A 24107-nucleotide genomic window follows, 5' to 3' on the forward strand; every position below is an offset into this window, starting at 1 on the left:
TTCCATCCCATTGAAGATATATCATAACCTTTCGGATTTTAAAAAATTAGATAATGCCATTGTAACCATTGGCACTTTTGATGGTGTACATTTCGGCCACCAAAAAATTATTAAACAACTGGTAGAAAAAGCAAAATCCGATAAAGGAGAAAGCGTAATATTAACCTTTTTCCCACACCCGAGAATGATTATCGATCCTGAAAACCAGGATTTAAAAATGATTAATACCATTAACGAAAAAGCCAAAATTTTAAAAGGTTTAGGTGTAGATCATTTGATTATTACCCCGTTTACCAGAGATTTCTCTAATCAGCTGCCTGAAGATTATATAAAAAATACGCTGGTGAACAATATCGGCACCAAACACATTATTATTGGTTATGACCATCGTTTTGGGAAAGACCGTTCGGGCAACCTAAACGATTTGAAAGCCGCTGGTTTACATTATGGATTTAGTGTGGAGGAAATTATGGAACAGGATATTCACGACGTTGCGGTAAGCTCGACCAAAATCCGTCAGGCACTTTTAGCAGGAGACGTTAGTTTGGCGAACGATTACCTCGGCTATCCTTTTTCTATTTTCGGAAGGGTAATTAAAGGTGATAAAATTGGCAGAACCATTGGTTTCCCAACAGCCAACATTTTTGTAGAAGAAACGTACAAACTGATTCCGGGCGATGGCATTTACGCGGTAACTGTAGAAATGGAGTCCGAAGTCCGAAGTCCGGAGTCCGAAGATATAGCCCCTAAACCCTCAAACTTAAACCTTAAACCTTATAAAGGTATGGCCTATATCGGGCAGCGTCCAACCATAAACGGAATGACCAGAAATATTGAAGTTAATATTTTCGATTTTAACCAGGAAATTTATGGGCAGGATATCAAGATGAATTTCTTAAAATTCCTGCGTCATGATGTGAAATTTACCGGATTAGAAGCTTTAACCGTTCAACTACAAAAAGACAAGGATGCGACGCTAGATTATTTTAACGGGTAATATGTTAACTCCCATTACAGAAAGTAAATAAACGAGGTCGTCACCCTGAATTTATTTCAGGGTCTAATAGATGCTGAAATAAATTCAGCATGACGAGACTATTGAATAATAGTACAATTTAGAAATTAAGGTTAAAACAGCAAGATCAGATCAATTTAAATCCAATTTTCCTTTCAAAAAAGCCTCATTTTCGTTATATTAGCGGCAATGAGGCTTTTTTACATCATCTTCTTTCTGTGTATCTCCATAAATTTTGCGGCCTTCGCATCGCAGGATAAAAGAAATGATGTCCCGTTTAAAAACACCAAAATAAGTTTCATTACAGGCAAAAAAATCATCAAACTCCATTCCGATTTCAATCAGGATAACGAAAGCCTGCAAAAAGACTTCATCAACAGTTCTATTGTAAAAATATCTTCGGTTGTTTGTATTCTCCTGTCTTTTTTGCTGCTCCTTTTTTTCAAGAACAAAACAATCAATGCCAAAGTTGTCATCAAAAGATTAAAGTATAATTATTGGTGTTTGTTTAAGATGCTCTATCCAAAACATGTTTTTTGGTAAGTAATTTCATTTTTCAATCCCTTCAATGTGGGTTTTTCAATAAAATGTCAGGTACTAAATGATATCTGGGAATAAATTATTTAAACATCATTACCATTTTTTATAGATGCATTTACCCGATTTAATCGCCGATTTAGGATTAATCCTTGCCGCTGCAGGAATAACCACACTCATATTTAAAAAAATTAAACAGCCCCTGGTTTTGGGTTACATATTGGCTGGGCTGCTGGTTGGCTCACATCTAGATTTTTTTCCATCAGTTACCGATACCAAGAGCATTAACATTTGGGGCGAAATTGGTGTGATTTTCCTTCTATTTAGCCTTGGCTTAGAATTCAGTTTCAAAAAACTGGTTAAAGTTGGTGGTTCGGCTTCCATCACCGCCATCGTAAAAGTTTTGTTTATTATTCTAGCCGGTTATCTTGTTGGTAAAGGTATGGGCTGGAAAGATATGGACAGTCTGTTTTTAGGTGGAATCTTATCCATATCATCAACCATGATTACCATTAAAGCCTTCGAAGAACTGGGCTTAAAGCATAAAAAGTTTGCCGGTCTGGTTTTTGGGGTTTTAATTGTTGAAGACCTGGTTGCCATCTTGTTACTGGTATTGTTTTCTACTTTAGCGGTAAGTCAGCAATCGGCGGGCACAGAAATGCTGTATTCCATCTTAAAACTAGCGTTCTTCCTGGTACTTTGGTTCCTGGGTGGAATATTTTTGATTCCTTCATTTCTTAAAGCAACCAAGAAATTAATGAATGATGAAACCATGCTGGTGGTATCGTTAGGTTTATGTTTGGTAATGGTGTTATTGGCCGATAAGGTGGGCTTCTCTCCTGCTTTAGGTGCATTTATTATGGGATCTATTTTAGCCGAAACCACGCAGGCCGAAAGAATAGAGCATTTAACCAAATCGGTTAAGGATTTATTTGCTGCTGTTTTCTTTGTTTCAGTTGGTATGCTGATTGATCCGGCCATGCTGGTTAAATACGCAGTGCCTATTATCGTGGCTACGCTAGTGATTATTTTAGGGAAAATTATATTTACCATTCTAGGCGCATTATTATCCGGCCAGCCGCTAAAAACCTCGGTACAATCGGGCATGAGTTTGGCGCAAATTGGTGAGTTTTCATTCATCATTGCCTCATTAGGCTTAACCCTTAAAGTAACCAGCGATTTCCTTTACCCTATCGCAGTAGCAGCGGCAGCGATTACTACATTTACCACGCCATATCTGATTAAACTATCTGAACCTTTTTACCAGTATCTGAACCGTGTTTTACCTAAAAAATGGCTTGATGGTATAGAAAGATACAGCTCCAGTACCGAAGGAATTACCACTTTGAGCGATTGGAAGGTTTTGTTAAGGTCTTATATTTTTAATACCATTATCCATTCGGTAATTATCATCGCGATCATCTTTTTGGCCTACAGGTACGTCCAGCCATTTATTGTGAGCAGTATTGCCAATAGTTTAACTTCTATTATCATCAGTGTAGTGGTTTCTTTTATTTTAATGTCGCCGTTTTTATGGGCATTATCTCTACGAAGAATCCAGCGGACTGCCTATTCCCACCTTTGGCTGAATAAAAAATATACGCGCGGCCCGTTAATTGCAATTGAATTTTTCAGAATTGCCTTAGGAATTTTCTTTGTAGGTTTTTTAATGTATGAGTTTTTTGATACCTGGGTTGCCGCTGTGATCGCATTGGGCCTAATCATCATCGGTATGTTCATCTTCTCACGGAAACTGCAGTCATTTTATGATAAACTGGAAAGGCGTTTCATGTTGAATTTAAATGCACGTGAAAGCCAGAAACCGAATATTTTACCCTGGGATACCCACTTGACAGAACTCACTGTTTCGCCTGAATCGGAAGTGGTTGGAAAAACGCTTACCGAATTAATGATCAGGGAAAAATATGGGGTAAACATTGCTTTAATAGAGCGTGGAAGAAATAACATTCCAACACCGGGCCGGGATGAACGGCTTTATCCAAACGATAAACTGTTATTGATTGGTGCTGATGATCAATTGGCTGCGGTTAAAGCATTGTTAGAAGTTGATGCACCGGAAACAGCCGAAGAAAATAATTTCCCAAATAAAGAAATGACCCTGCAAAAGGTTGTTGTTCATGCCGAATCGGCTGTTTATGGGCTTAGTATCAGAAACGCAGGTATCCGCGAAAAGGCTCAGGCTTTAATTGTTGGTATAGAAAGGGGTACCGACCGGATATTGAATCCTTCATCAGACTTTATATTCGATAACGGCGATGTCATTTGGATTGTTGGGAACAATAAGAAGATTAAAGAGGTGATATAGATAGTCCGGAGTCTTTAGTCCGTAGTCTTTAGTCGGTAGTCTTTAGTCAATTTAGACTTCTGACTAGGGACTTTTGACTAAGGACTAAAAAACCTATCTTCGTGTATAACCCAACCTATGAAAGTTGACAGAGAAAAGAGTGAATTTCTTGATGATATGATTGAGCAATGGCAAAGTGACGGCTTAATTAATGACGAAACAGGTGATAAACTCCGCAAAAGTTATGAGGCTAAAAATTTTGACTGGCTCCGTTTAGCCCAATATGCATTTTGGGTAGCTTTGGCCTGTGGCTTTATTGCACTCGGATCATTACTGATTGATAATTCGATTTTAGACTATCTCAAACGCGTTTACAATACACCAAACATTGTAATTGCCCTGGTTTCTGGTGGATTGGCAGCATGGCTTTATATTCTGGGTTTCAGACGAAAGAAGAAACTGGCACATTTAAAGTTTAGCAATGAAGCCATTGTGTTTTCTGCAATTTTACTCACCGCTAATGCCGTTGCTTATTTTGGAAAGGCAATGGATAACGGTTCAGGCAATTTCTCCATTCTAATTCTCATATCAGTTTTTATTTACGGTGCGCTAGGTTATATCTTCAATTCGCGTTTAATCTGGATTTTTGCCTTGATATCCTTAGGGGCCTGGTTTGGCACGGAAACGGGGTATTTAAGCCGGTGGAATTATTATTTCCTTGGCATGAATTATCCTTTGCGTTTTGTGGCTTTCGGCGCCGCATTAACCGCAGCATCTTTTCTTATGAAAGCTTTTCCGAAAACACAAAACTTTTTTCAGGTTACTTATATCGCTGGGATGGTTTATTTGTTTGTGTCGCTTTGGGCTTTATCAGTATTCGGCAACTTTGCCAGTTTAGAAGAATGGTACAAAGTGAGGCAGCTAAGCTTGTTTTATTGGGCTTTAATTTCAGGGGCGATTTGTGTGGCGAGTACTTTATGTGGTTTAAAATACCGTGATGATATCGCCCGCGAATTCGGGATTACTTTTCTCTTTATCAACCTGTACACCCGTTATTTTGAGTATTTCTGGGACAGCTGGCATAAAGCCTTGTTTTTTTCTGTATTAGCTGCGTCTTTTTGGTTAATTGGCAGAAAAGCAGAAAAGATATGGAATGTAGAGTTTTTGAAGTAAAATCCAGAAATGAATTAAATTACACTAGTCATCATCTCGACCGTAGTGTAGAGATCTATAATTGATATTTCAATCTTAAAGTATATCAATTTCCAAGGCAATGTTTCAGAAATTGATAAGGAATTAAAATCAAATGAAAATATATCAGCAGGCTTTAGCACTTAGAGAACGGAGAAGAGGTTTTCATATCATTACCGATGAAGTTGAAGATGCCCTGCCTCAAATAAATGAGATTAATATTGGTATCTGCCAGGTTTTCATACAACATACTTCAGCTTCGCTTACCATCAATGAAAATGCCGATCCAACAGTAAGGGCAGATTTTGAAATGTTCTTTAATAAAACCGTAAAGGAAAACGATCCCGATTACGAGCACGACTATGAAGGATCGGACGATATGCCTGCCCATTTAAAATCGGCACTTTTAGGCAGTTCTGTAACTATTCCGATTAGAAATGGCAGACTGGCGCTTGGAACCTGGCAGGGCATTTATCTTTGCGAACACCGCAACCGTGGCGGGCAAAGAAGATTAGTTATTACAGCCTGGGGAGAATAATTAAGCCTTCTTAACCTCTTTTTTAATTTCGGGATGGTTATCCTGAATTGACTTACCCTCTGTTTCTATCTCAATTTCTTTTGTGGTAACCGCATAATGAGAAGGATAAATTTCAGATCCAAAAGCAACGGCATAGGCCTTGGTAAATTCGGCACCAAAATATAAAATGATGGAAGAGTAATACGTCCATAAAAGCACCACGACTAATGAGCCTGTTGCGCCGTATGTTCCACCAACATTGCTTTGTCCTATGTATATTGAAATGGCAAATTTGCCGATCATAAATAATACAGCGGTAACTATCGCACCGGCAATTACATCACGCCATTTTATAATTGCATCGGGTAATACCTTAAATATCACACCGAATATTAATGAAATAACGGCTAAGGTTACAACTTGATTAAGGATATAAAACACGATAACAGATATTTCGGCAAACCTGGCCTGCAAACGGTTACTAAAGGCATCGAGTACAGAGGTAACGGCCAATGATACCAGCAGTACAAAACCTAAACTGATAATTACAGAAAATGACAGGAAGCGGTTTTGCAACAGTTTCACCCATCCTCTTTTCGGTTTAGGTTTTAGCCCCCAAATGGTATTAATAGAATCCTGGATATCGCCAAAAACAGTAGTAGCCCCAATTAACAGCGTTATGATCCCCACAATTAAAGCTATGGTACTTTTTCCATCCAAATAGGCATTTTTGATGAGTTGCTGTAGTGAGATGGCTGATTCTCTGCCTAAAAATCCTTCAAGCTGGGCATAGACCTGACCTTCGGCTATTTCCCGTCCTAAAAATATGCCACATAAAGAAATAATAACCACAAGCAGTGGGGCCATAGAAAAAACGGTATAATAGGCCAATGAGCCACTAAGCTTGGTTACCTTATGATTGTTAAATCCTGTAAATGATGCTTTTAAAATGCCCCAGATTCCCTTTAAAGTGACTTTATTCTTTGCCATAAATAAATGATTTAAGATGAGATGCTTTAAACTTAAACCGCTTATTTTTTGAATTGTTTGTTAATTAATGAACGATTACCCGGTGTAAAGAAATTAAAGACACAAAAAAAGCCCCGATTTCTGGTCGGAGCTTTATGCTTTAAATGATGTGATTTTATCTTATTTGGTTTTAATCCATGTTGCAATATCGTTAACCAAAGTTTCGGATACGCTTACAGCAGCCTGATATTGGGCCATTGTTCCTTTTTCGGTTTGAGAACTTAACAGGTGGTTTAAATCCGGGTAAAATTTCATAACCACATTTTTCTTTTTACTCAAAGCAGTATTCCATAAATCGAAGTCAACCTTACTTACCTGAAAATCATTACCGCCCTGCAATACATATATTTTAGGTTTGGAAAGGCTTTTTGCTACAGCAACCTGGTTATAGCTATTTAAATCTGTCCAATATTTTGCAGGCAGTCCTAAAATTAAAGAATCAGGTTTTATCGTTGTTCCCAACTGTGAAATTCTACTTTTATCAATTTCTACATAAGCATCTGCAAGTTGTTTTTTAAAGGCAGCCGTTGTATCGTTAGCCTGATCGAACATATACTTATTTTGATCTACAATAATATCTGTTAGTTTTCTTGCAGGTGCTGCCGCCAAAATAATCCCTGCTAAATCTGGCGTCAGTGTTGCCATTTTTGGTGCTAACATCCCGCCTAAACTGTGGCCGAATACATAAACGGCTTTAGGATTAGCACCAACAACTGTTTTGGCAAGCGCAATAGCTGCAGTTGCATCATCCAATACCTCTTCTTTTACTGTAAAAGCCTTGTTAAATTCGTTCGGGTAAATTAAAGTTCGTTTTACATAACGAATAGATGCAATTCCTTTAGAAGCAAAACCGCCAGCTAAATCTTTAAAGGGTTTATTGGCACTAACTGTTTCATCCATATCGGCAGGACCAGAGCCATGCACAAAAACCACTACAGGAAAATTTTTAGCATTTTTTGGGGTGGTGATAATGGCTGCCAGCTGTTTTCCTGCCGGGCCAATGTATACCGAAGTTTCTTTGTATAAACTGGTATCCACATAAGTAGGTTTTAAATAAGCGGCCGCCTTTCGGGAAGGTGCGAGGAAAATTCCGACTATTTTCTGTTGTTTATTAAACCCTAAAATAAAGTTCTGATCGCCGTTGGCAAATTTACCTTCTACCGTTACGGCGAAAAATTCGCCCTGGGCTTTACTCTGAATAGCGTCTAATGATTCTGCCTTCCCATATTTTGTTCCAATATCTCCCCAAAGTTTTTTTAAACTCTCTTCTGTTAATTTAGTTTTTAAAGTATCGTCAAAGAAAGCATGCGCATCTTTAAATTTGTCCTCCTGTAATAACTTAAAAAAATCGTTTGCACCGTTGAACAGCTGGATCACATTTTGAGAAAATGCTGAGGTCGTAAATAATAAAGCGATTATGAATAAAAGGCTCTTTTTCATTCGTGTGTTTTTGTTTTAATGGTAATGAGCGATCATGATTTATCCTTGTGAGGATCTGAAAACCATGAAGGTTTCATGTATTGTGTTTGGTTGTTTACAATACCCAAAGTTAACAATATTTGGTTCTGAAAAGCCTTTAACTAAACTAGCCGTTTAGTTTTAACTAATTTTAACATTTGATGTCAGTTTCTTCCATAAAATGTAGGGGATAAACATAATGACCAGCGCAACCAGTGGAGGGATTAAAAGGGATATACCATCGCCAACAAATGCCCGGGAGGCAAAAGCACCAATAAAATTAATGGCAAAACCTGCATAAGCCCATTCTTTAATGGCTGTGAATTTATTTTGTAAGATGGATGCTGCTCCCAGCAGTTTTGCAATACCCACAATGATGAGCAGATACATCGGATAACCGAGGTGTTTAAGCACTTCTTTACCTGCTTCCTGTTGGGTAATTCCTCCAATGCCATCCATAATCATCATTAATGCAAAAATAATGGTGGCAATCCAATACCATGTTTTTAGCTTCTTCATATTTATCTGTTTTTATCGTAATTAATTAACCAGTTATTACCAAAGCGATCTGTTAAATCGCCAAAAAGCGCGCCCCAAAATGTTTCCTGCAGCGGATGCGAGGCCTTCCCTCCTGCTGAAAGTTTATGGTAAAAAGCATGCGCCTCTTCTTCCGAATTGCAATTCAGCATCATCGAAATCGAATTTCCTTTAATTAATCCACGTTCTTCTACCATATCTGTTGCCATAATTACCAAATCATCTTTGGCCAAAACAGCATGCATAATACTCCGCCTCATATTATTGGGCATTTTATCAACAATAGCCGATTCTCCAATGGTTTCGAGGGTCAGTTCTCCCCCCAAACAATTCTGATAAAAAGTCATTGCTTCCCGGCAGTTGCCATTAAAAGTGAGATATGAATTTATACTTGCCAATTGATTTTATTTTTTGATGCCCACCATTAAGCGCACATCGGTTTCATTAATATACATTTCGAGGCAATAACCTTGTGGATCGATGTTGGGTTGATCGAGCAGTTTTTCGAAGGTTTTTCCTATCTGGCTAACATCTTTCATAAAATCGACAATCAGCTCACTGATAAAGGGTCCTTTTTTTATCGTAAAGGTTTCGATGCCAAATTTCTCGGCTTCGCCAGCAGTTATTTCTTCAACGGCTGCTTTATAAATAATCTCTCGTTTTTCGTTAGGCCTGCTTATCCCAAAGTACCTGCGTTGCTTATCGGGCGGAAACAAGCCATGCAGTTTTTGATGCGCTGCTAAAACCCCACTGGGGAAAGATTCGGCCGTAATGCACATCACCTTAATATCTTCATTTAAAATATATTCTTCCATAACATTACCGGCATTGCCACTTTAAAAATTTAACGGTGAGCGATTAACAACACAAACATACGGGCAGAAATTAAGAAGCTAAATATGTAGAAACGACAATTGCGGGGGTTGTTTACGACAAATAGCCTCGTTATATTTGAATTATGAAACATGTATCTATCTTAATTCCAGAGACTGCCGTGATTGAAGCCATTGCAGATCCCCGCTATCTATTTACCGCTGTTAACGAATTTTTACAGGCATCAGGAAAGCTTCCGCTTTTTAAAGTTGAGCTTATAGGCATGACGAAAGAGGTTAGGTTAAATAACAGCCTTTTCTCTGTACACGCCGATAAACTGCTGCATGAGGTTGATCATACCGACCTTATTTTTGTCCCAGCCATTAGCGGCAATATAGGTTATGCGATGGAAGCAAATCAGGATTTATTACCATGGATTATAAAACATCATGCCAGGGGTGCAGAAGTAGCTTCGCTCTGTATGGGTGCATTTTTACTGGCTGCAACGGGATTATTAGATGGACGGAAATGTTCTACGCATTGGTTGTTTGCCAATCAGTTTAGAGAAATGTTCCCTGAAGTAGAGCTGGTTGATGGCAGCATTATTACCGATGCCCAGGGTTTATACTCCAGTGGTGGTGCAAACTCTTACTGGAACTTACTTTTATACCTGGTGGAGAAACACACCGATAGAGATACCGCCATTTTAGCGGCAAAATATTTCGCCATTGATATCGATCGCGAGAGTCAGCTGGCTTTTATGATGTTTCAGGGACAAAAAGGACATGAAGATGCGAAGATTAAAAAAGCGCAGGAATTTATTGACGGCAATTATCAAGACCGGATTACAGTAGATCAACTGGCCGATATGCTGGCATTGGGAAGAAGAAGTTTCGAGCGGAGATTTAAAAGTGCAACCAAAAATACCGTGATCGAGTATATTCAAAGGGTTAAAATTGAAGCGGCCAAACGAAGTTTCGAATCGAGCAGAAAAAATATAACTGAAGTGATGTTTGATGTAGGTTATACCGATACAAAATCGTTTAGGGATGTTTTCAAAAAAATTACCGGTTTAACACCTATTGAGTACCGGAACAAATACCACAAAGCCATACCTGTTTTACAGGTTTAACGGCACTTGCAGAAAAAAAATAAAAAAAATTAAGCTGCACACAATATATTCTATTTACAGCGTTTATGTATGTGAGAGCGTTAATTTAGATGACGGGGATACTGCCTTAGGGTGGAATCCCCGTTTCTTTTTTAGCAGTGGTCAAAGTGTATGAAGCAGAGCCCATATCGATCAAGCTCCAGGCTTCGTGCCCTCTGCCAATATTAATCCTTTGGGGTTGTCACCCTTTCCTGATTGTAACATCGGAATCAGGGTCAATCATATCTGAAAGATGCTGAAATAAATTCAGCATGACGATCACAAGGAAGTAAAGGAACTAAATAATTGAACTCAAATGATTAAACACTTCCGCTTCAATTATTTCAAATAAAAAAAGGGGCATTGTTAAAAAATGTCCCTTTTTAAGATATATGATGGAGTTAAGAATTTTAGCTTTCTTTATCAGTAAAATCAACTGGTTTCTTTTCAAAATACTGATCGAAGTTTTGGACTTTTTTAGGTTTTAGAATTACGTACAGTCCTAATCCGATTAATACTAAAGCAGTGCTGATTCGTGAAAGGTCGAAATCAAAGATGGTTATCGCTTTAAGGGTAAATAAACCACCTATTATCGTTAAGGCTAACCAGCTACTACCCTGGAAGTTTTTACGGTAACCCATCCACAAACCAATACCTAACATGATGGTATGCCATTTCAATATCCAATGTGGAACATCTATTCCAGAGTTTCTTAACAAGAACACTGAACCGATTGCGATGATTAAAACACCTAAACCAAATTGTTTATCTGCGTGATTTTTTTTGATTAAATTTTCCATGACCGTTTGTTTTTATGATTCAAATGTATCACGAATACCAACGCTGGAGAATGGCTTTTCCCTTAGTTGGGATGTTTTATCGGTAAGTGAAATAAAACTGTCGGTAAAAAATTTATAGGAATATAAGAGCATATGAAATTGTCGGTGAAATTGTTGATTAGTCAACAGTCCGGAGTCGGGAGTCCGAAGTCCGAAGTCGATTGATCAATTAACCATAACAATGAACATTAAAGATTGCTTCACACAACGCAAATCCCAGCCCTTCAGTTGGTAATGACGTATAGGGATATAGCTAAGACAAATAAACTAATGAACTAGGGAACCAATTATCATTCAAAAAGATTAATCAACAGTTGGGAGTCCGAAGTCGATTAATCAATTAATCATAACAATGAACCGTAAAGATTGCTTCATACGACGCAATCCCAGCCCTTCAGTTCGCAATGACGTATAGGGATATGAGCTAATAACAAATAAACCAATGACTCATGAACCTGTGAACCAATTATCATTCAAGATTAATCAACAGGCCGAAGTCGGGAGTCCGAAGTCGATTAATCAATTACCCATAACAATGAACCTTAAAGATTGCTTCACACAACGCAAATCCCAGCCCTTCAGTTCGCAATGAATATAGGGATATGAGCTAATAACAAATAAACCAATGACTTATGAACCAGTGAACCAATTATCATTCAAAAATGATAATATCTGTCCCTTCGCTCATGATTACTTTTGAAGTGATGTTAATGAACAAGCCGTGGGCTAATATCCCATTAATCTGATTGAGATCAGCAGCTAGTTTTGCAGGATCATCAATAAGACCGAAATCAGCATCAATAATCAGGTTTCCATTGTCGGTGATAAATGTTTTGCCTTCTACTGACCTTAATATCCCCTTTCCTCCGAGCGCATTAATCTGATCGGACACATATTGATAAGCCAAAGAAATAACTTCGACAGGAACCGTAAAAGCACCCAATTTTTTAACTTTCTTAGAAGCGTCGGTAATGATGATGGCATTTTTACTAAGAGAAGCTATAATTTTTTCCCTGAATAATGCCCCACCTCCGCCTTTAATCAGATCGAGCGACTCCGTGAATTCATCGGCTCCATCAATGCTGATGTCAATTTTGCTTAAACGCCCAAGATCAAGAATTTCGATACCTAAAGATTTTGCGAGTTCTTCTGTCCGGATGGAACTGGCAGCTGCCTTTATCTTCAGTCCGTCTTTTACACGTTTGCCCAATTCCTTAATGGCAAAGGTTGTGGTAGATCCGGTCCCCAGGCCTACTATATCACCGTCTTTAACAAATTTTACTGCAGCCAGGGCAGCCGCTAGTTTCTCTGCATCTTGTTGGGTTTTATTTGTAGTAGCCATAAAGTAAAAATAGGTTTTAATGATAAACATCCCAAAAACGAAAAAAAATTTACAGCTGATGCAATAAATCGTTTTTACAGCGTTTATGTATATGAGAGCGTTAATTTAGATGATGGGGATTCTGCAATAGTGGAATCCCCATTTCTTTTTCCCATACATTATGTCATCCTGAGCGTAGGTGAAGGATCTTTTCATTTAATAGACCCTGAAATAAATTCAGGGTGACGGGCTAACTAGAAGATTTCTCCATTTTGCTACGCTTCAGTCGAAATGACGAAGACCCGCAACAGCTGAACTACCCTACACAAATCAAAGCGAAAAAAATTCAATCACAATACAATAAATCGTTTTTATAGCGTTTATGTATATGAGAGCGTTAATTTAGATGATGGGGATTCTGCAATAGTGGAATCCCCATTTCTTTTTCCCATACATTATGTCATCCTGAGCGTAGGTGAAGGATCTTTTCATTTAATAGACCCTGAAATAAATTCAGGGTGACGGGCTAAATTGAAGATTTCTCCATTTCGCTACGCTTCAGTCGAAATGACGAAGACCCGCAACAGCTGAACTACCCTACACAAATCAAAGCGAAAAAATTTACGGCCAATACAATAAATCGTTTTTACAGCGTTTATGTATATGAGAGCGTTAATTTAGATGATGGGGATTCTGCAATAGTGGAATCCCCATTCTTTTTTTTGTAAAACAAAAAACGGCTGGTATTTCTACCAACCGTTCCATAACAATTAAACTATCTTTATTTATTCAAGGAATTTATCCAGCCTGCAATTTTTAAAGCTTCTGCTTTCGTAACCTGCGGCATTGGAGGCATTTCTGTTGAGTAACCCGGCCAGTTTTGTGGCTGTGGGTTGTGGATCAACTGAAATATTTTCTCCGCTGAATATTTACGCTTCGCAATTTCTACGAATGGCGGGCCAATTTGTCTTTTAGTTTGATTATGGCAAGCCAGACAGGTATTTTTAGTCAACAAACCTTCAACTTCTTTAAAGGTAGGTGCCTTAGCTGTAGCAGCAGGCTTAGCCGGAGTAGTTGTCCCTTTTGCTTCAGGCGTTTTGCCAGTTGCTTTAGGGGCAGCAGTTTTCTTAGCAGGAACATTTACCGGTACCGCTGAGTTTTTGGTACTCACTTCGCTGGCAGAAAGTTTATTTCCGTCAGGAATTTGGTTCAGGGTGTAATAAGCTACCGGATGCACTAAAGAATAAAAACCATCCTGCGATCTTAAACCATCTAATGTTAAGGTATGGATGTAATATTGACGAAGGTTTTGTACAATAATTCTGGCTTTTAAACCATCTGCCGAAACTTTAACCCCGGAGATTTTTAATTTCTCCGTATTTACAGGAGGTGAACCATACACCGGGTGATATTTGTAAATGAAGCTCTCGGCATCATACGAAGCTAAATCTTCAGCCGATTTACGATCAACAGGCATGGTAAACTCCACTTCAAAACCATCAGGCATTGCCCTAACCGCTTTCATTTCGAAAGGGGTTTTATTGTTATACACCAATCTTTCTAAACCTTCGTTGGCATCACCTGCCGATCCCCAACCACGGTTGGTTTCTCCAACAAATAATGAACCATCAGTACCCCATTCTAACCTCAATACGCCAGAACGGAAACCTTTACGGAAAAGGAAGGCTGCACCTTGTTCTTCACCTTTAACCGTCTCCATAAAAATCCTCGAAATGATACTCATTCCCTGATCGCCAACTAAAATCTGACCAGCAAACGGCCCGAATGTGTTTGCAGGAATTTTAACAGGTTCAGCAGAAGAGATACCCAAAATACCATAAGGCAACCAAACCGATGGCAAACGTAATTCAGGGAATACTTTCTTCATGTCGAATAAAGTTTTAAACGTTTCGTTTACCCTATTCTCTGGTTTGATGTATCTTCCTTGTTCGTTTTTGGTTCTACGCTCATCTATTTGTGAGTAAAAGAAATCTGACTGCAGTTTAACCGGAGAGTTTGGCATGTTGGTCCATCTTAAACTGGCAGGATGACCCATAAAATCGCCTTTGTTTACTTTCCATAAACCACCTGAACCTACCCAGTCGCCCTGGTTTTCGGTATAATAGAACTGGCCATCAATACTGCCAATCCCTGCCGGCGAACGAAAACCCGCAGCATATGGACTCATTTTACCATCTTCGGTAATGTTCATCGCCCAACCACGCATCGGTACACGGCTTTCGGCACGCCACCATTCCTCATCACCAAAGGCCACATTTGCGGTAACCATAAAAGTACCATCGGGCATTAACTTCGGACCAAAACTATATTCGTGGTAATGTCCGCTTAACGGCCATGCATAAATGGTTTCGTATACATCGGCTTTGCCATCCTGATCTTTATCAACCAGTTTGGTCAACTCCCCACGTTGCGCTACGTAGATCGCACCATTTTTATAAGCAATGCCTAAAATTTCGTGCAGGCCATAGGCAAATCTGCGCCAGTACGGCTTGGCACTGGTTGGATTTTCAACAATATATACTTCTCCCCTACGGGTAGAAATGCCCAAATCGCCATTTGGCAAGGTAATTAAACCACCAACTTCTAAAATAGGGCCTTCGGGTACGCGTACTTTATTTATTTTGAAAAAATCTTCTTCTTTCGGTGTTTCTTGTGCAAAAACTGTAGTAAAGCTAAAACTTAATGCCAGTATTGCTAATTTTTTAAATGTATTTCTCATTGTCATTCCAATTAAAACAAAATGGTATAATTTAACTTAGTTCCAATAGCTACGATAACTTCTTTCTTGCCATCAACTTCTCTGATTACTGGTTTAGCAGATCCTTCAGCAAGCTGGATATAGTAAGATTTATCATCAATCAGGTATAAACCTTTGGCCACTTCTTCAATATTCGATGCGGTTGCCAATAGGAAATATAAATCTTTTGATGGCTTATCAACAGCAATTTCTCTGGTTAAACCCTGTCCATTTTCCATCACCTTAACGGCATCGGTAACATTTGTTCCATTAATGATGTACTTAAACTCCGGACGGTCTTGTTTATCCATTACATAACCTTTGGTTTTGAAACCTGTACCGGCAGTATCGGCAATCCACTTAGCCTGATCGTCGGCTAATTTTGCAATGGCCAAAACAGGTTTTTTAGTGAAACGGGTAACACTGCCCAAAGCACGCGAAGTTCCGTTTCCGCGGCCATCCCACATCGGGGTTGCATCGATAAAATCGCCGTGCCATCCCTGTAATAGGGTACCATTATCCAAATCGTAACTATAAGCAACTTTTTCTGGTCCACCTACCGAAATAGCATGTACCGAACGTACCCTTGGTGCCACATCAACAAAACTTCTGATCATGTTGTTGCTTGCTGCTTCAATATAAATTGGATCAGCGCCACCGTTTTGATTTGGTTTTGGAATTTCTGATAGTTCGTTAATTTGGATATTTCTGAACGCTACCGAACCATGATCGCCTTGTAAACGTAAAGGCCCTTTTGCTTTTTCAGCGCCAGCAGCTCCTCTGGTTGCACCAAATAATTCAACATTTTCATGGATCAGCACACCGTTTAGTTCTGCACTGATGATTTTAGCATTTTGTGTTTTCTTTCCTGATGCATCAAATTTTGGTGCCTGGAAGATAATTTTAATGTGCTGCCATAAACCCGGCGCTTTACTTGCATTCTGACGGGGAGCAACACCACCAAATCCTTTTTCGGCTTCTGGCTTGCTATCGTCCCAACGTTGGTAAATACCACCATTGTTTGATGAACTTGGATTTTTAAGGCCCCAGGCATCGTCAATCTGGATTTCATAATTACCTTGAAGATAAATACCTGAATTTGTTCCTTTTGCTGTTAAATAATCTAATTCTACTGCTACATCGCCATATTCGTTTACGGTGTATAAATCGGAGCCCGCTTTTTTTGCGGTAGATTGATTAATCAATATCCCTTCGCCTTTGGTTGTTTTTAAAACATTTTCGGCATTCAGGTCGGCCACCACATTTTGGGCCAATGACCATGAATTTGAAGGGTTTTTAAAGGCTGAAAGATCTTTGAGATCAATACGCTGGCCAAATGCCAACAGGGTTCCGCAAAGCCAGAAGATGGCTGTAAAACCCGTCTTTGAGATGTTCATATACTTGGTTTGTTAGTTTTAGCCTAAAGCTAGATATTTCATTTAAAATCCATCGGATAAATTACTTTACCCGATGGATAATTATTTTTCTATTTTTCTGTTGATAATGAATAAGGGAAATCAGCTGGATTTGAACCTCTGGTTTTGTTCGGTGTTGCTGTCATGTTGAAATTTAACACCGCACCTTTTTGCAAACCACTGTGGCTGATCCAATTTTTAGAATAGGCTTTACCATTCATCTGTAATGATTGGACATAACGATTGTTATCGCTATTGGCGGCCGCATTAATCACAACAGTCTTACCATTTTCTAAAGTAATTGTTACCTTTTTGAACAGAGGCGCACCTAAAACATACTGATCAACCGCTGGTGTTACCGGGTAGAAACCCATTGCCGAGAAAACATACCAGGCAGAAGTTTGTCCGTTATCTTCATCACCGCAATATCCATCAGGAGTAGCTTTGTACATTCTGTTCATGGTTTCTCTCACCCAATATTGCGTTTTATAAGGCGCGCCACCGTAGTTGTACAGGTAAATCATGTGTTGGATCGGTTGATTACCATGTGCGTACTGGCCCATGTTTGCAATCTGCATTTCGCGGATTTCGTGAATTACACCACCGTAAGCGCTCTCATCAAATACCGGAGGCATAGCGAAAACTGAATCCAGTTTGGTTACAAATTTACTATGGCCACCCATTAATCTGGCTAAACCGTCAACATCCTGAAAAACCGACCAGGTATAGTGCCAGCTGTTACCTTCGGTAAATGCACCACCCCATTTAAACGGACTGAAAGGGCTTTGGAAAGTTCCATCCTGATTTTTGCCACGCATTAAACCCGAAGCCGGATCGAAAAGATTCTTATAGTTCATGGCTCTTTTCTTATAGATATCGATCTCTGATGCTGGTTTACCTAAAGCTCTTCCCAACTGATAAATGGTAAAATCATCATAAGAATACTCTAGAGTTTTAGCTGCATTTTCGTTCTTTTTCACATCGAAAGGTACATAACCCAATTCATTGTAATATTTAACACCATCGCGGCCAACAGCTTCCATCGGACCTTCGTTGTTTGCACCATGTTTTACAGCCTGCCATAAGGTTTCAATGTCGTAACCCCGCATACCTTTAATATAAGCATCAGAAACTACCGAAGCAGAGTTGTTACCCACCATAATGTTTGCATAACCCGGGCTGCTCCACTCTGGCAACCAGCCACCTTCTTTATAATCGTTAATTAAGCCTTGTTGCATTTCCTTGTTAATTGAAGGATAAACCAGGTTTAAGAAAGGATATAATGCCCTGAATGTATCCCAGAAACCAGTACCAGCGAACATGTAACCTGGTAAAACCTGTCCGTTGTAAGGACTCCAGTGTACGATCTGGTTTTGTGCATCAATTTCATATAATTTATTCGGGAAGAACAACGTGCGGTACATTGCAGAATAGAATGTACGGGTTTGATCAATCGTGCCCCCTTCAACTGCAATTTTACTTAATGTTTTGTTCCAGGTTGCTCTACCTTTTGCTTTTGTAGCATCGAAACCATCGTTAGCCAGTTCTCTTTTTAGGTTTAAATCAGCCTGCTCAAAACTGATAAACGAAGAGGCCACTTTTGCAATTACCTGCTCGCCTTTTTGTGTAGCGAAACCAATAACAGCGCCAGCATGATCTACCGTTAATTCTAAATCTTTATCGTTAAGTTTTTTATCATCCCAGGTTTTGGCCAACTTGAAATCTTTGTTGAAATAAATGACAAAGTAATTTTTGAAATTTTTAGGCAGCGGACCACGGGCATATTTAGTGGTATAACCTATAATTTTTCTTTCGGCCGGAATAATTTTAATGTACGAGCCTTTATTCTGCGCATCTACGACCACATAAGCACTATCCGTTTTAGGGAAAGTAAACCTAAACTGGGCAGCACGTTCTGTTGGCGTAATTTCGGTTGTTACATCAGCGTCTGCTAAGTACACACTGTAATAATATGGCTTAGAAACCTCTGCTTTATGGCTGAACCAGCTGGCACGCTCATCATCTGTGAATTTTAATTTACCCGTAACTGGCATAAGCGCAAAAGCGCCGTAATCGTTCATCCAGGGCGAAGGCTGATGTGTTTGTTTAAAGCCACGGATTTTGTCGGCATCGTAAACATAAGCCCATCCATCGCCATTTTTACCAGTTTGTGGCGTCCACATATTCATTCCCCAGGGCAAACCAATTGCCGGGTAGGTGTTTCCGTTAGATAGTGATGGTTTGGATGCTGTTCCCATTAACGGGTTTATCCAATCTACCGGATCTGTAATTTTGCCTATTGTTTGCGCGAAGCTGGTTGACGCCGCAACACTCAATAAAGCGATAAATAATCTTTTCATTTGTTGTGTTTGTGTTTTTATATGCTTGTATTTATTTTAAACTCCCGAATTTTTAACATAATCTGCCCAAAGTGCATCTAAATCTTTACCCGTTAATTTTGTCCAGATATCTTTGGTATAGGTATGGTCTCTTAAAGAAGCATCAACGGTTTTAATAATACCTGGTTTTACACTTTTCTCCATCCAGGCAAAAAAACCTGCAGTGATGCGATAACTGTTTTTATAGCTATGATCAGGCTTTAAAGCTGGTAACGACCATTTGGCACCAGCATTATCTACTCCGAATTTATAGCGGGCATAATCGGCAATTCCTTCTGTTAACCAGCCCGGGCCAACGCTCCGGCCATAGTCTTGCACAATGTGCATTACTTCGTGGGTGACGACATCAATATCTTCAGGATGTTTCACCATCCAGATCGAACTGAAGGTTACTTTACCATCAGCAGTTGCCGCCACCCCTTTGTAAGCCGTATCTACAAAAAATTTCACTTCTTTTATGGTGGCTGGATTATACTCTTTTGCTAGTTTTGGGTAAACTTCGAAAAATGTTTTGATTAACCGCTTTTTCAACTGAGGATCTAATTCCTTAAAATTGCTCTCGAACGATAAGGTATAACCACTCTTCTTTGTTATGTCTTGTGCTTTTAAAGCTGAAAAAGCCGTAACCAGCATTACGAAAATCGAAAAAGTAAATATTTTTTTCATCTGTTTATATTGGTATTGGTGAATGGATTTTACTTTGGTTAGCATGTTTAGTTCTGCAAAATAAATATAATATGTAAAACGATTTAGTAAATGTTCAAAAATTTTACTTTAGTGATTATTATTTTTACAAAACAGCGTGTCATCATTTCGGGCGAAGTGCATCAGGGTTGAAAAATTTTGCTGGATGGATCGCTCCATTTCACTGCGTTTTAGTCGAGATGACAATCGTTCTATGTAAATAAATTTCTTATTTCTTGCTGCTATAAGTAAGGCTTACCTTTTGCGGTTCTTTACTGTAATCTTCCCAAAGCTGGTCGACAGTTTTTCCGGTCAGGGCTGCCCAGGATTGTTCATTGTATTGATGCGCTCTTAACTGCTGATCTAAAGTAGCAATTAAGCCTGGTTTAACATTTTGCTCTAACCAGGCAAAAAACCTGGCGGTAATGCGGTAACTGTTTTTATAGCTCTGCTTTGCATTATACTCTGGCAAACTCCATTTAGAACCTACATTATCAACACCATATTTATAGCGTACATAATCGGCAATGCCTTCGGTTAGCCAAACCGGGCCTGCGCTATAGCCATAACCCTGCACAATATGCATGGTTTCGTGTGTTACCACATCAATATCGGTTGGATGTGCTTTCATGTAACCGGCACTGAACAAAATTCTGTTTCCACTTGCTTCTGCCACTGCTTTATAGGCGGTATCCACTACAAATAACACATCGTGTGTAGATTTATCGTTAAATGTTTTAACTAAGGTTGGATAAATTTCGAAATAAGTAGCGATCAACTTCTTTCTTAATGCCGGATCTAAGTCCGGATCTTTGCTGATAAATGTTAATTCATAACCTTTGTGTTTTTCTTTACTGTAAGAAACCCAGTTTTTTGAGAGTGCAGAAAACAGTTCCTTTTGGATTTTCTTTTGTGATTTATTTTTAACCCACTGGCTGTTTACTTTAATTTCTCCAGCTTTGGCTTTTATTGTTGGCGTTTCTGCTGTTACCAGATCTAACACGACGCTTCTTTTGGTACGGTATCCATCTGCCTGGGCAAATTTTGGATAGACCTGAAAAAAAGCCGCCTTAAGTTTGGCATCTACTATCGCATTGGTAGCGCTGTCTTTATCGTTAATGGTAATTTTGTATTCTCTTTCTCTATTCTGAGCAAAAGTATTTGCACCTATAAAAGATATAAACGCGAGAAATAATAACTTCTTAATCATGATTTTTTGTGTGGGTTTTGAAAAGCAGAAATGATCTTGCTGTTGGCAAAATCATTTCTGTGGGTTTATTATATTGTAATTTAATAGGTAATAGCTGGAAAATCGATTTTAGCTTTGGCCAGCATTGGCGCCCAGTCTGCTCCTTTTTCGTCTTTCGATCCAAAAGCTGTTAATGCAAGTGGTGCCAAATCTGCTTTCGCTGCCCCGCTCCAAAAGTGAATAAATTCACCGAAATTCATTTTTCTGATATATTGTTGATAGCTTTTACCTTGTACAGTGATTTGTTGTTTAGGAAATTGTTGAGATAACAAGGTAAAGAAACCATTTAAAACCTTTGCTTTACCATAGTTTTCATAAATTGGAAGAAACCAATTCTTGAACCACTGTGTGCCTGCCTTAGGATAACTGTCGGTAACAGTCATCATTTTATTGTACCAACGTTGTGCATCAGCGGTTCTATTTAAGCCTAAATACACATCGTATTGATAAATCTCCATCCACTTACTATCATGCCAGATATCGAAAGCCGGCGATTCTTTTACCCCTTTTGATGCGCCTTCTACAATGTGGCCAATTTCATGCGTAGATAAATCAATGTCATTATCAATGCCAGTGGTCCAGGCATCAAGGCTACTGGCGCCGCAATCGGTTACGTTTCTATAATCGTGACCTGCATCCAGATAAGTACCCGGGTGCCCCCCGCTATATTTACCTGCATGATAAATTACAAATAAGCGGCTATCATCTCCGAATTTACCATAAGTTTTTTTGGTATAGTTCCAGGCTTCGGCCATATATGTTTTTGGCCAGGCAACAGTTGGTTTAACATCGCCGTCGTAATAAACCACTACGCTGGTATCGTAATAAACACGGTTTAACAATTGAACATGTTCAAACCAATGCTCCTTCCATGTTTTAGGTGGTGCATCTGGCGGATCTACGCTTTCTACGAACGGAGGTGCTGGCTTTACGGTTTCTACTGGTGCTTTTTTACTGTTGCAGGCTAATACAGCAAACAGCAAAATTGCCGATAACGATAAAATGTTTTTCATAGCGGTAGTATTAATGGGTTAAAAAAGCACCAGGTGAAACACCCGGTGCTATATGGATTTTACCAGCCTGTATTCTGAACGACTAATGGTACTTTTTGAACCTCACCGTTTGGTATAGGCCATAAATAATGTTTCTTATCAAATACACGAGATTCAGTTGTTACCACATTGTAAAAGCCATCGGCAGCATTCTTTTGAATATTTAAACCTAAAATTACTTTATCTGTAGTTTCGGCAATTTTCCACCTTCTTGTATCAAAATAACGATGAGATTCAAAAGCAAGCTCAACCCTTCTCTCTCTTCTGATCGCATCACGCATATCAGCGGGGATAGGCAATGCATTAGCTCCAGCTCCGTATTGAGGAACACCTGCACGCTCACGGATTTTATTTAAATAGATTAAAATATCTGGATTACCTGGATCAGATTCATTTAATGCTTCTATATAATCTAAATAGATCTCTGCAAGGCGGATAAAAATATTTGTTCTACCACCAGTACTCCAACCACTTAAAGAAAGATTTTTTCTTTGTGTATAGCCTGTTCCTGAGTAATCGGTATTACTGATGCTTCCTTTACCTGCATTTCCGTTAAATTCAAAACTGGTTATCAAGCTAGAATTTGGGTTAATCCATTTTCTATTGGTATAGGTTATCCCCACATAAAAACGTGGCTCTCTCCCCACATACATGTTGCTAACCTGTCTTGCAGCATTGTCGTCAGGCGCCTGAAAGCTGGTAAATCCACCTGTTTCACTATAACCCGAAAGCGGATCATCAGTTGATCTTCCATTAGCCATGAAATATGCTCTTACCAGTTGCTGAGAAACTGACAGGAACGATCCTCCTTTATCACCACCAGTTCCATTGTTATGGTTAGGTGCCATGTTATATTGTAAATTGGTGATATCGGCGTTACCTTTAGCAAAGATCACCTCCGAATTCCAATCGGTTAACATTACATCTCTACAAGAAAGGAATGCAGTAAGAAAATGAGTAGTACCTGTTTTAACATACAGCGTGAAACTAGGAAAGGTTGTAATGAAAGATTTAGCCGCATCAGCTGCTCTTTTCCATTTTGCAGCACTAGCCGTTTGACTAATTAATTGTTTGCCATCTTTATTCTTAAGATTTGCATAGTCTGTATTTCCGTTAAATAAGGGGCTGGCTGCTGTTAATAAAACCTGTACTTTATAGGCTTGTGCAACTGCTTTGTTAACATGACCATAATCATCATTCGATACCGGAATAGCAGGCAAATTTGCAGTCACAGCATCAAGCTCACTTACAATATAATCTACACACTCATCAAATGAATTACGAGGCTTGCTTATCGTTTCAATCGGTGCATCTGCAGCTATCGGCTCATTACCCAACAAAATTACCGGACCGTATTGACGCAACAAATAATAATAATAAATGGCTCTGATTGCTCTAGCTTCGTTGTAATACCTGGAAATAAAATCAACCCCATTTAAATTACAGTCTGTACATTTACTAACGTTCGCCATAAAATTACTCGATGCCTGTATACCTCTGTAATATAACTGCCACATCGTATTTACCTGTCCTGTTGTTGCATCCCAGTTACCACTATTAAGGTTATTTGAAAAACTGCTTGGCAAGGTGTAATCTGCTTCATCCGAAGCACCTGTCCAAGGGCCTGCTGTATAACCATTTGCAGGAAAACGTTGCTGCATTTCATCTGGTAAGGTAGAGTAAACGTTTGCAAGTAACTGATCTACGGTAGCTTTGGTGGCAAACGATTCGTCAAATGTTAACCTGTCGTTAGGTACCTGATCCAGGAATTTTTTGCAACCTGCATTACTTAAAACCAGCAAGGTTGCTATTGTGAATATATATATCTTCTTCATGAT

At 39.0% G+C, this 24107-nt stretch carries 19 protein-coding genes; 5 read left to right on the forward strand and 14 right to left on the reverse strand.

Going from position 1 to position 24107, the window contains the following annotated elements; genetic code table 11:
- Positions 1 to 10 precede the first annotated feature (10 nt).
- The 4 genes from AC04QZ_RS19780 to AC04QZ_RS19795 all read left to right on the forward strand — a co-directional run bounded on the left by AC04QZ_RS19780 (position 11) and on the right by AC04QZ_RS19795 (position 5586).
- Complete coding sequence (locus AC04QZ_RS19780; protein WP_478359163.1) at positions 11 to 997, forward strand: bifunctional riboflavin kinase/FAD synthetase; 987 nt, start codon at positions 11 to 13, stop codon at positions 995 to 997.
- 667 nt (positions 998 to 1664) lie between these two features.
- Positions 1665 to 3878: a monovalent cation:proton antiporter family protein gene (locus AC04QZ_RS19785; protein WP_478359164.1), complete on the forward strand. Its 2214-nt coding sequence runs from the start codon at positions 1665 to 1667 to the stop codon at positions 3876 to 3878.
- Positions 3879 to 3995: 117 nt separating this feature from the next.
- Positions 3996 to 5030, forward strand: a complete 1035-nt coding sequence (locus AC04QZ_RS19790; RefSeq protein WP_478359165.1) for a DUF2157 domain-containing protein — start codon at positions 3996 to 3998, stop codon at positions 5028 to 5030.
- Positions 5031 to 5163: 133 nt separating this feature from the next.
- On the forward strand, positions 5164 to 5586 hold the full coding sequence (locus tag AC04QZ_RS19795; RefSeq protein WP_086547631.1) for a secondary thiamine-phosphate synthase enzyme YjbQ: 423 nt from the start codon (positions 5164 to 5166) through the stop codon (positions 5584 to 5586).
- Here the strand turns inward: AC04QZ_RS19795 and AC04QZ_RS19800 are convergent, their stop codons facing one another.
- The 5 genes from AC04QZ_RS19800 to AC04QZ_RS19820 form a co-directional block, all read right to left on the reverse strand.
- Positions 5587 to 6555 (reverse strand): YihY/virulence factor BrkB family protein, encoded by a 969-nt coding sequence (locus AC04QZ_RS19800; RefSeq protein ID WP_478359166.1) that lies wholly within the window; start codon positions 6553 to 6555, stop codon positions 5587 to 5589. It abuts the gene before it with no gap.
- A 159-nt stretch (positions 6556 to 6714) separates the two neighbouring features.
- A complete protein-coding gene (locus AC04QZ_RS19805) occupies positions 6715 to 8034 on the reverse strand; it encodes an alpha/beta hydrolase (RefSeq protein ID WP_478359167.1) in 1320 nt (439 codons plus the stop codon).
- Positions 8035 to 8193: 159 nt separating this feature from the next.
- Positions 8194 to 8571 carry a DoxX family protein gene (locus AC04QZ_RS19810; protein WP_478359168.1) on the reverse strand — a complete coding sequence of 126 codons (378 nt, stop codon included), beginning with the start codon at positions 8569 to 8571 and terminating at the stop codon, positions 8194 to 8196.
- Positions 8572 to 8573: 2 nt separating this feature from the next.
- Positions 8574 to 8987 carry a VOC family protein gene (locus AC04QZ_RS19815; protein WP_478359169.1) on the reverse strand — a complete coding sequence of 138 codons (414 nt, stop codon included), beginning with the start codon at positions 8985 to 8987 and terminating at the stop codon, positions 8574 to 8576.
- A gap of 6 nt (positions 8988 to 8993) precedes the next feature.
- Positions 8994 to 9404, reverse strand: coding sequence for a transcriptional regulator (locus AC04QZ_RS19820; RefSeq protein ID WP_478359170.1), 411 nt, complete (start codon positions 9402 to 9404; stop codon positions 8994 to 8996).
- Between the two features lie 143 nt (positions 9405 to 9547).
- Here AC04QZ_RS19820 and AC04QZ_RS19825 point away from each other — a divergent pair, with 143 nt between their 5' ends.
- Entirely contained in the window at positions 9548 to 10534 is a 987-nt protein-coding gene (locus AC04QZ_RS19825) for a GlxA family transcriptional regulator (protein WP_086547637.1), read from the forward strand.
- A gap of 428 nt (positions 10535 to 10962) precedes the next feature.
- Here the strand turns inward: AC04QZ_RS19825 and AC04QZ_RS19830 are convergent, their stop codons facing one another.
- The 9 genes from AC04QZ_RS19830 to AC04QZ_RS19870 all read right to left on the reverse strand — a co-directional run bounded on the left by AC04QZ_RS19830 (position 10963) and on the right by AC04QZ_RS19870 (position 24104).
- On the reverse strand, positions 10963 to 11352 hold the full coding sequence (locus tag AC04QZ_RS19830; RefSeq protein ID WP_478359171.1) for a LiaF transmembrane domain-containing protein: 390 nt from the start codon (positions 11350 to 11352) through the stop codon (positions 10963 to 10965).
- A gap of 691 nt (positions 11353 to 12043) precedes the next feature.
- Positions 12044 to 12733 (reverse strand): ribose-5-phosphate isomerase RpiA, encoded by a 690-nt coding sequence (gene rpiA / locus AC04QZ_RS19835; RefSeq protein ID WP_478359172.1) that lies wholly within the window; start codon positions 12731 to 12733, stop codon positions 12044 to 12046.
- 760 nt (positions 12734 to 13493) lie between these two features.
- Positions 13494 to 15452, reverse strand: coding sequence for a hypothetical protein (locus AC04QZ_RS19840; RefSeq protein ID WP_478359173.1), 1959 nt, complete (start codon positions 15450 to 15452; stop codon positions 13494 to 13496).
- 11 nt (positions 15453 to 15463) lie between these two features.
- A complete protein-coding gene (locus AC04QZ_RS19845) occupies positions 15464 to 16867 on the reverse strand; it encodes a 3-keto-disaccharide hydrolase (RefSeq protein WP_478359174.1) in 1404 nt (467 codons plus the stop codon).
- An 89-nt stretch (positions 16868 to 16956) separates the two neighbouring features.
- On the reverse strand, positions 16957 to 19245 hold the full coding sequence (locus AC04QZ_RS19850) for a GH92 family glycosyl hydrolase (protein ID WP_478359175.1): 2289 nt from the start codon (positions 19243 to 19245) through the stop codon (positions 16957 to 16959).
- Positions 19246 to 19281: 36 nt separating this feature from the next.
- A complete protein-coding gene (locus tag AC04QZ_RS19855; RefSeq protein ID WP_086549405.1) occupies positions 19282 to 19950 on the reverse strand; it encodes a basic secretory protein-like protein in 669 nt (222 codons plus the stop codon).
- 247 nt (positions 19951 to 20197) lie between these two features.
- On the reverse strand, positions 20198 to 21178 hold the full coding sequence (locus AC04QZ_RS19860; protein WP_478359176.1) for a basic secretory protein-like protein: 981 nt from the start codon (positions 21176 to 21178) through the stop codon (positions 20198 to 20200).
- An 80-nt stretch (positions 21179 to 21258) separates the two neighbouring features.
- Positions 21259 to 22230 carry a hypothetical protein gene (locus AC04QZ_RS19865; RefSeq protein WP_478359177.1) on the reverse strand — a complete coding sequence of 324 codons (972 nt, stop codon included), beginning with the start codon at positions 22228 to 22230 and terminating at the stop codon, positions 21259 to 21261.
- A 59-nt stretch (positions 22231 to 22289) separates the two neighbouring features.
- Positions 22290 to 24104 (reverse strand): RagB/SusD family nutrient uptake outer membrane protein, encoded by a 1815-nt coding sequence (locus AC04QZ_RS19870; protein WP_478359178.1) that lies wholly within the window; start codon positions 24102 to 24104, stop codon positions 22290 to 22292.
- Between the last annotated feature and the right edge of the window lie 3 nt (positions 24105 to 24107).

Source organism: Pedobacter folensis (genome assembly GCF_056490665.1).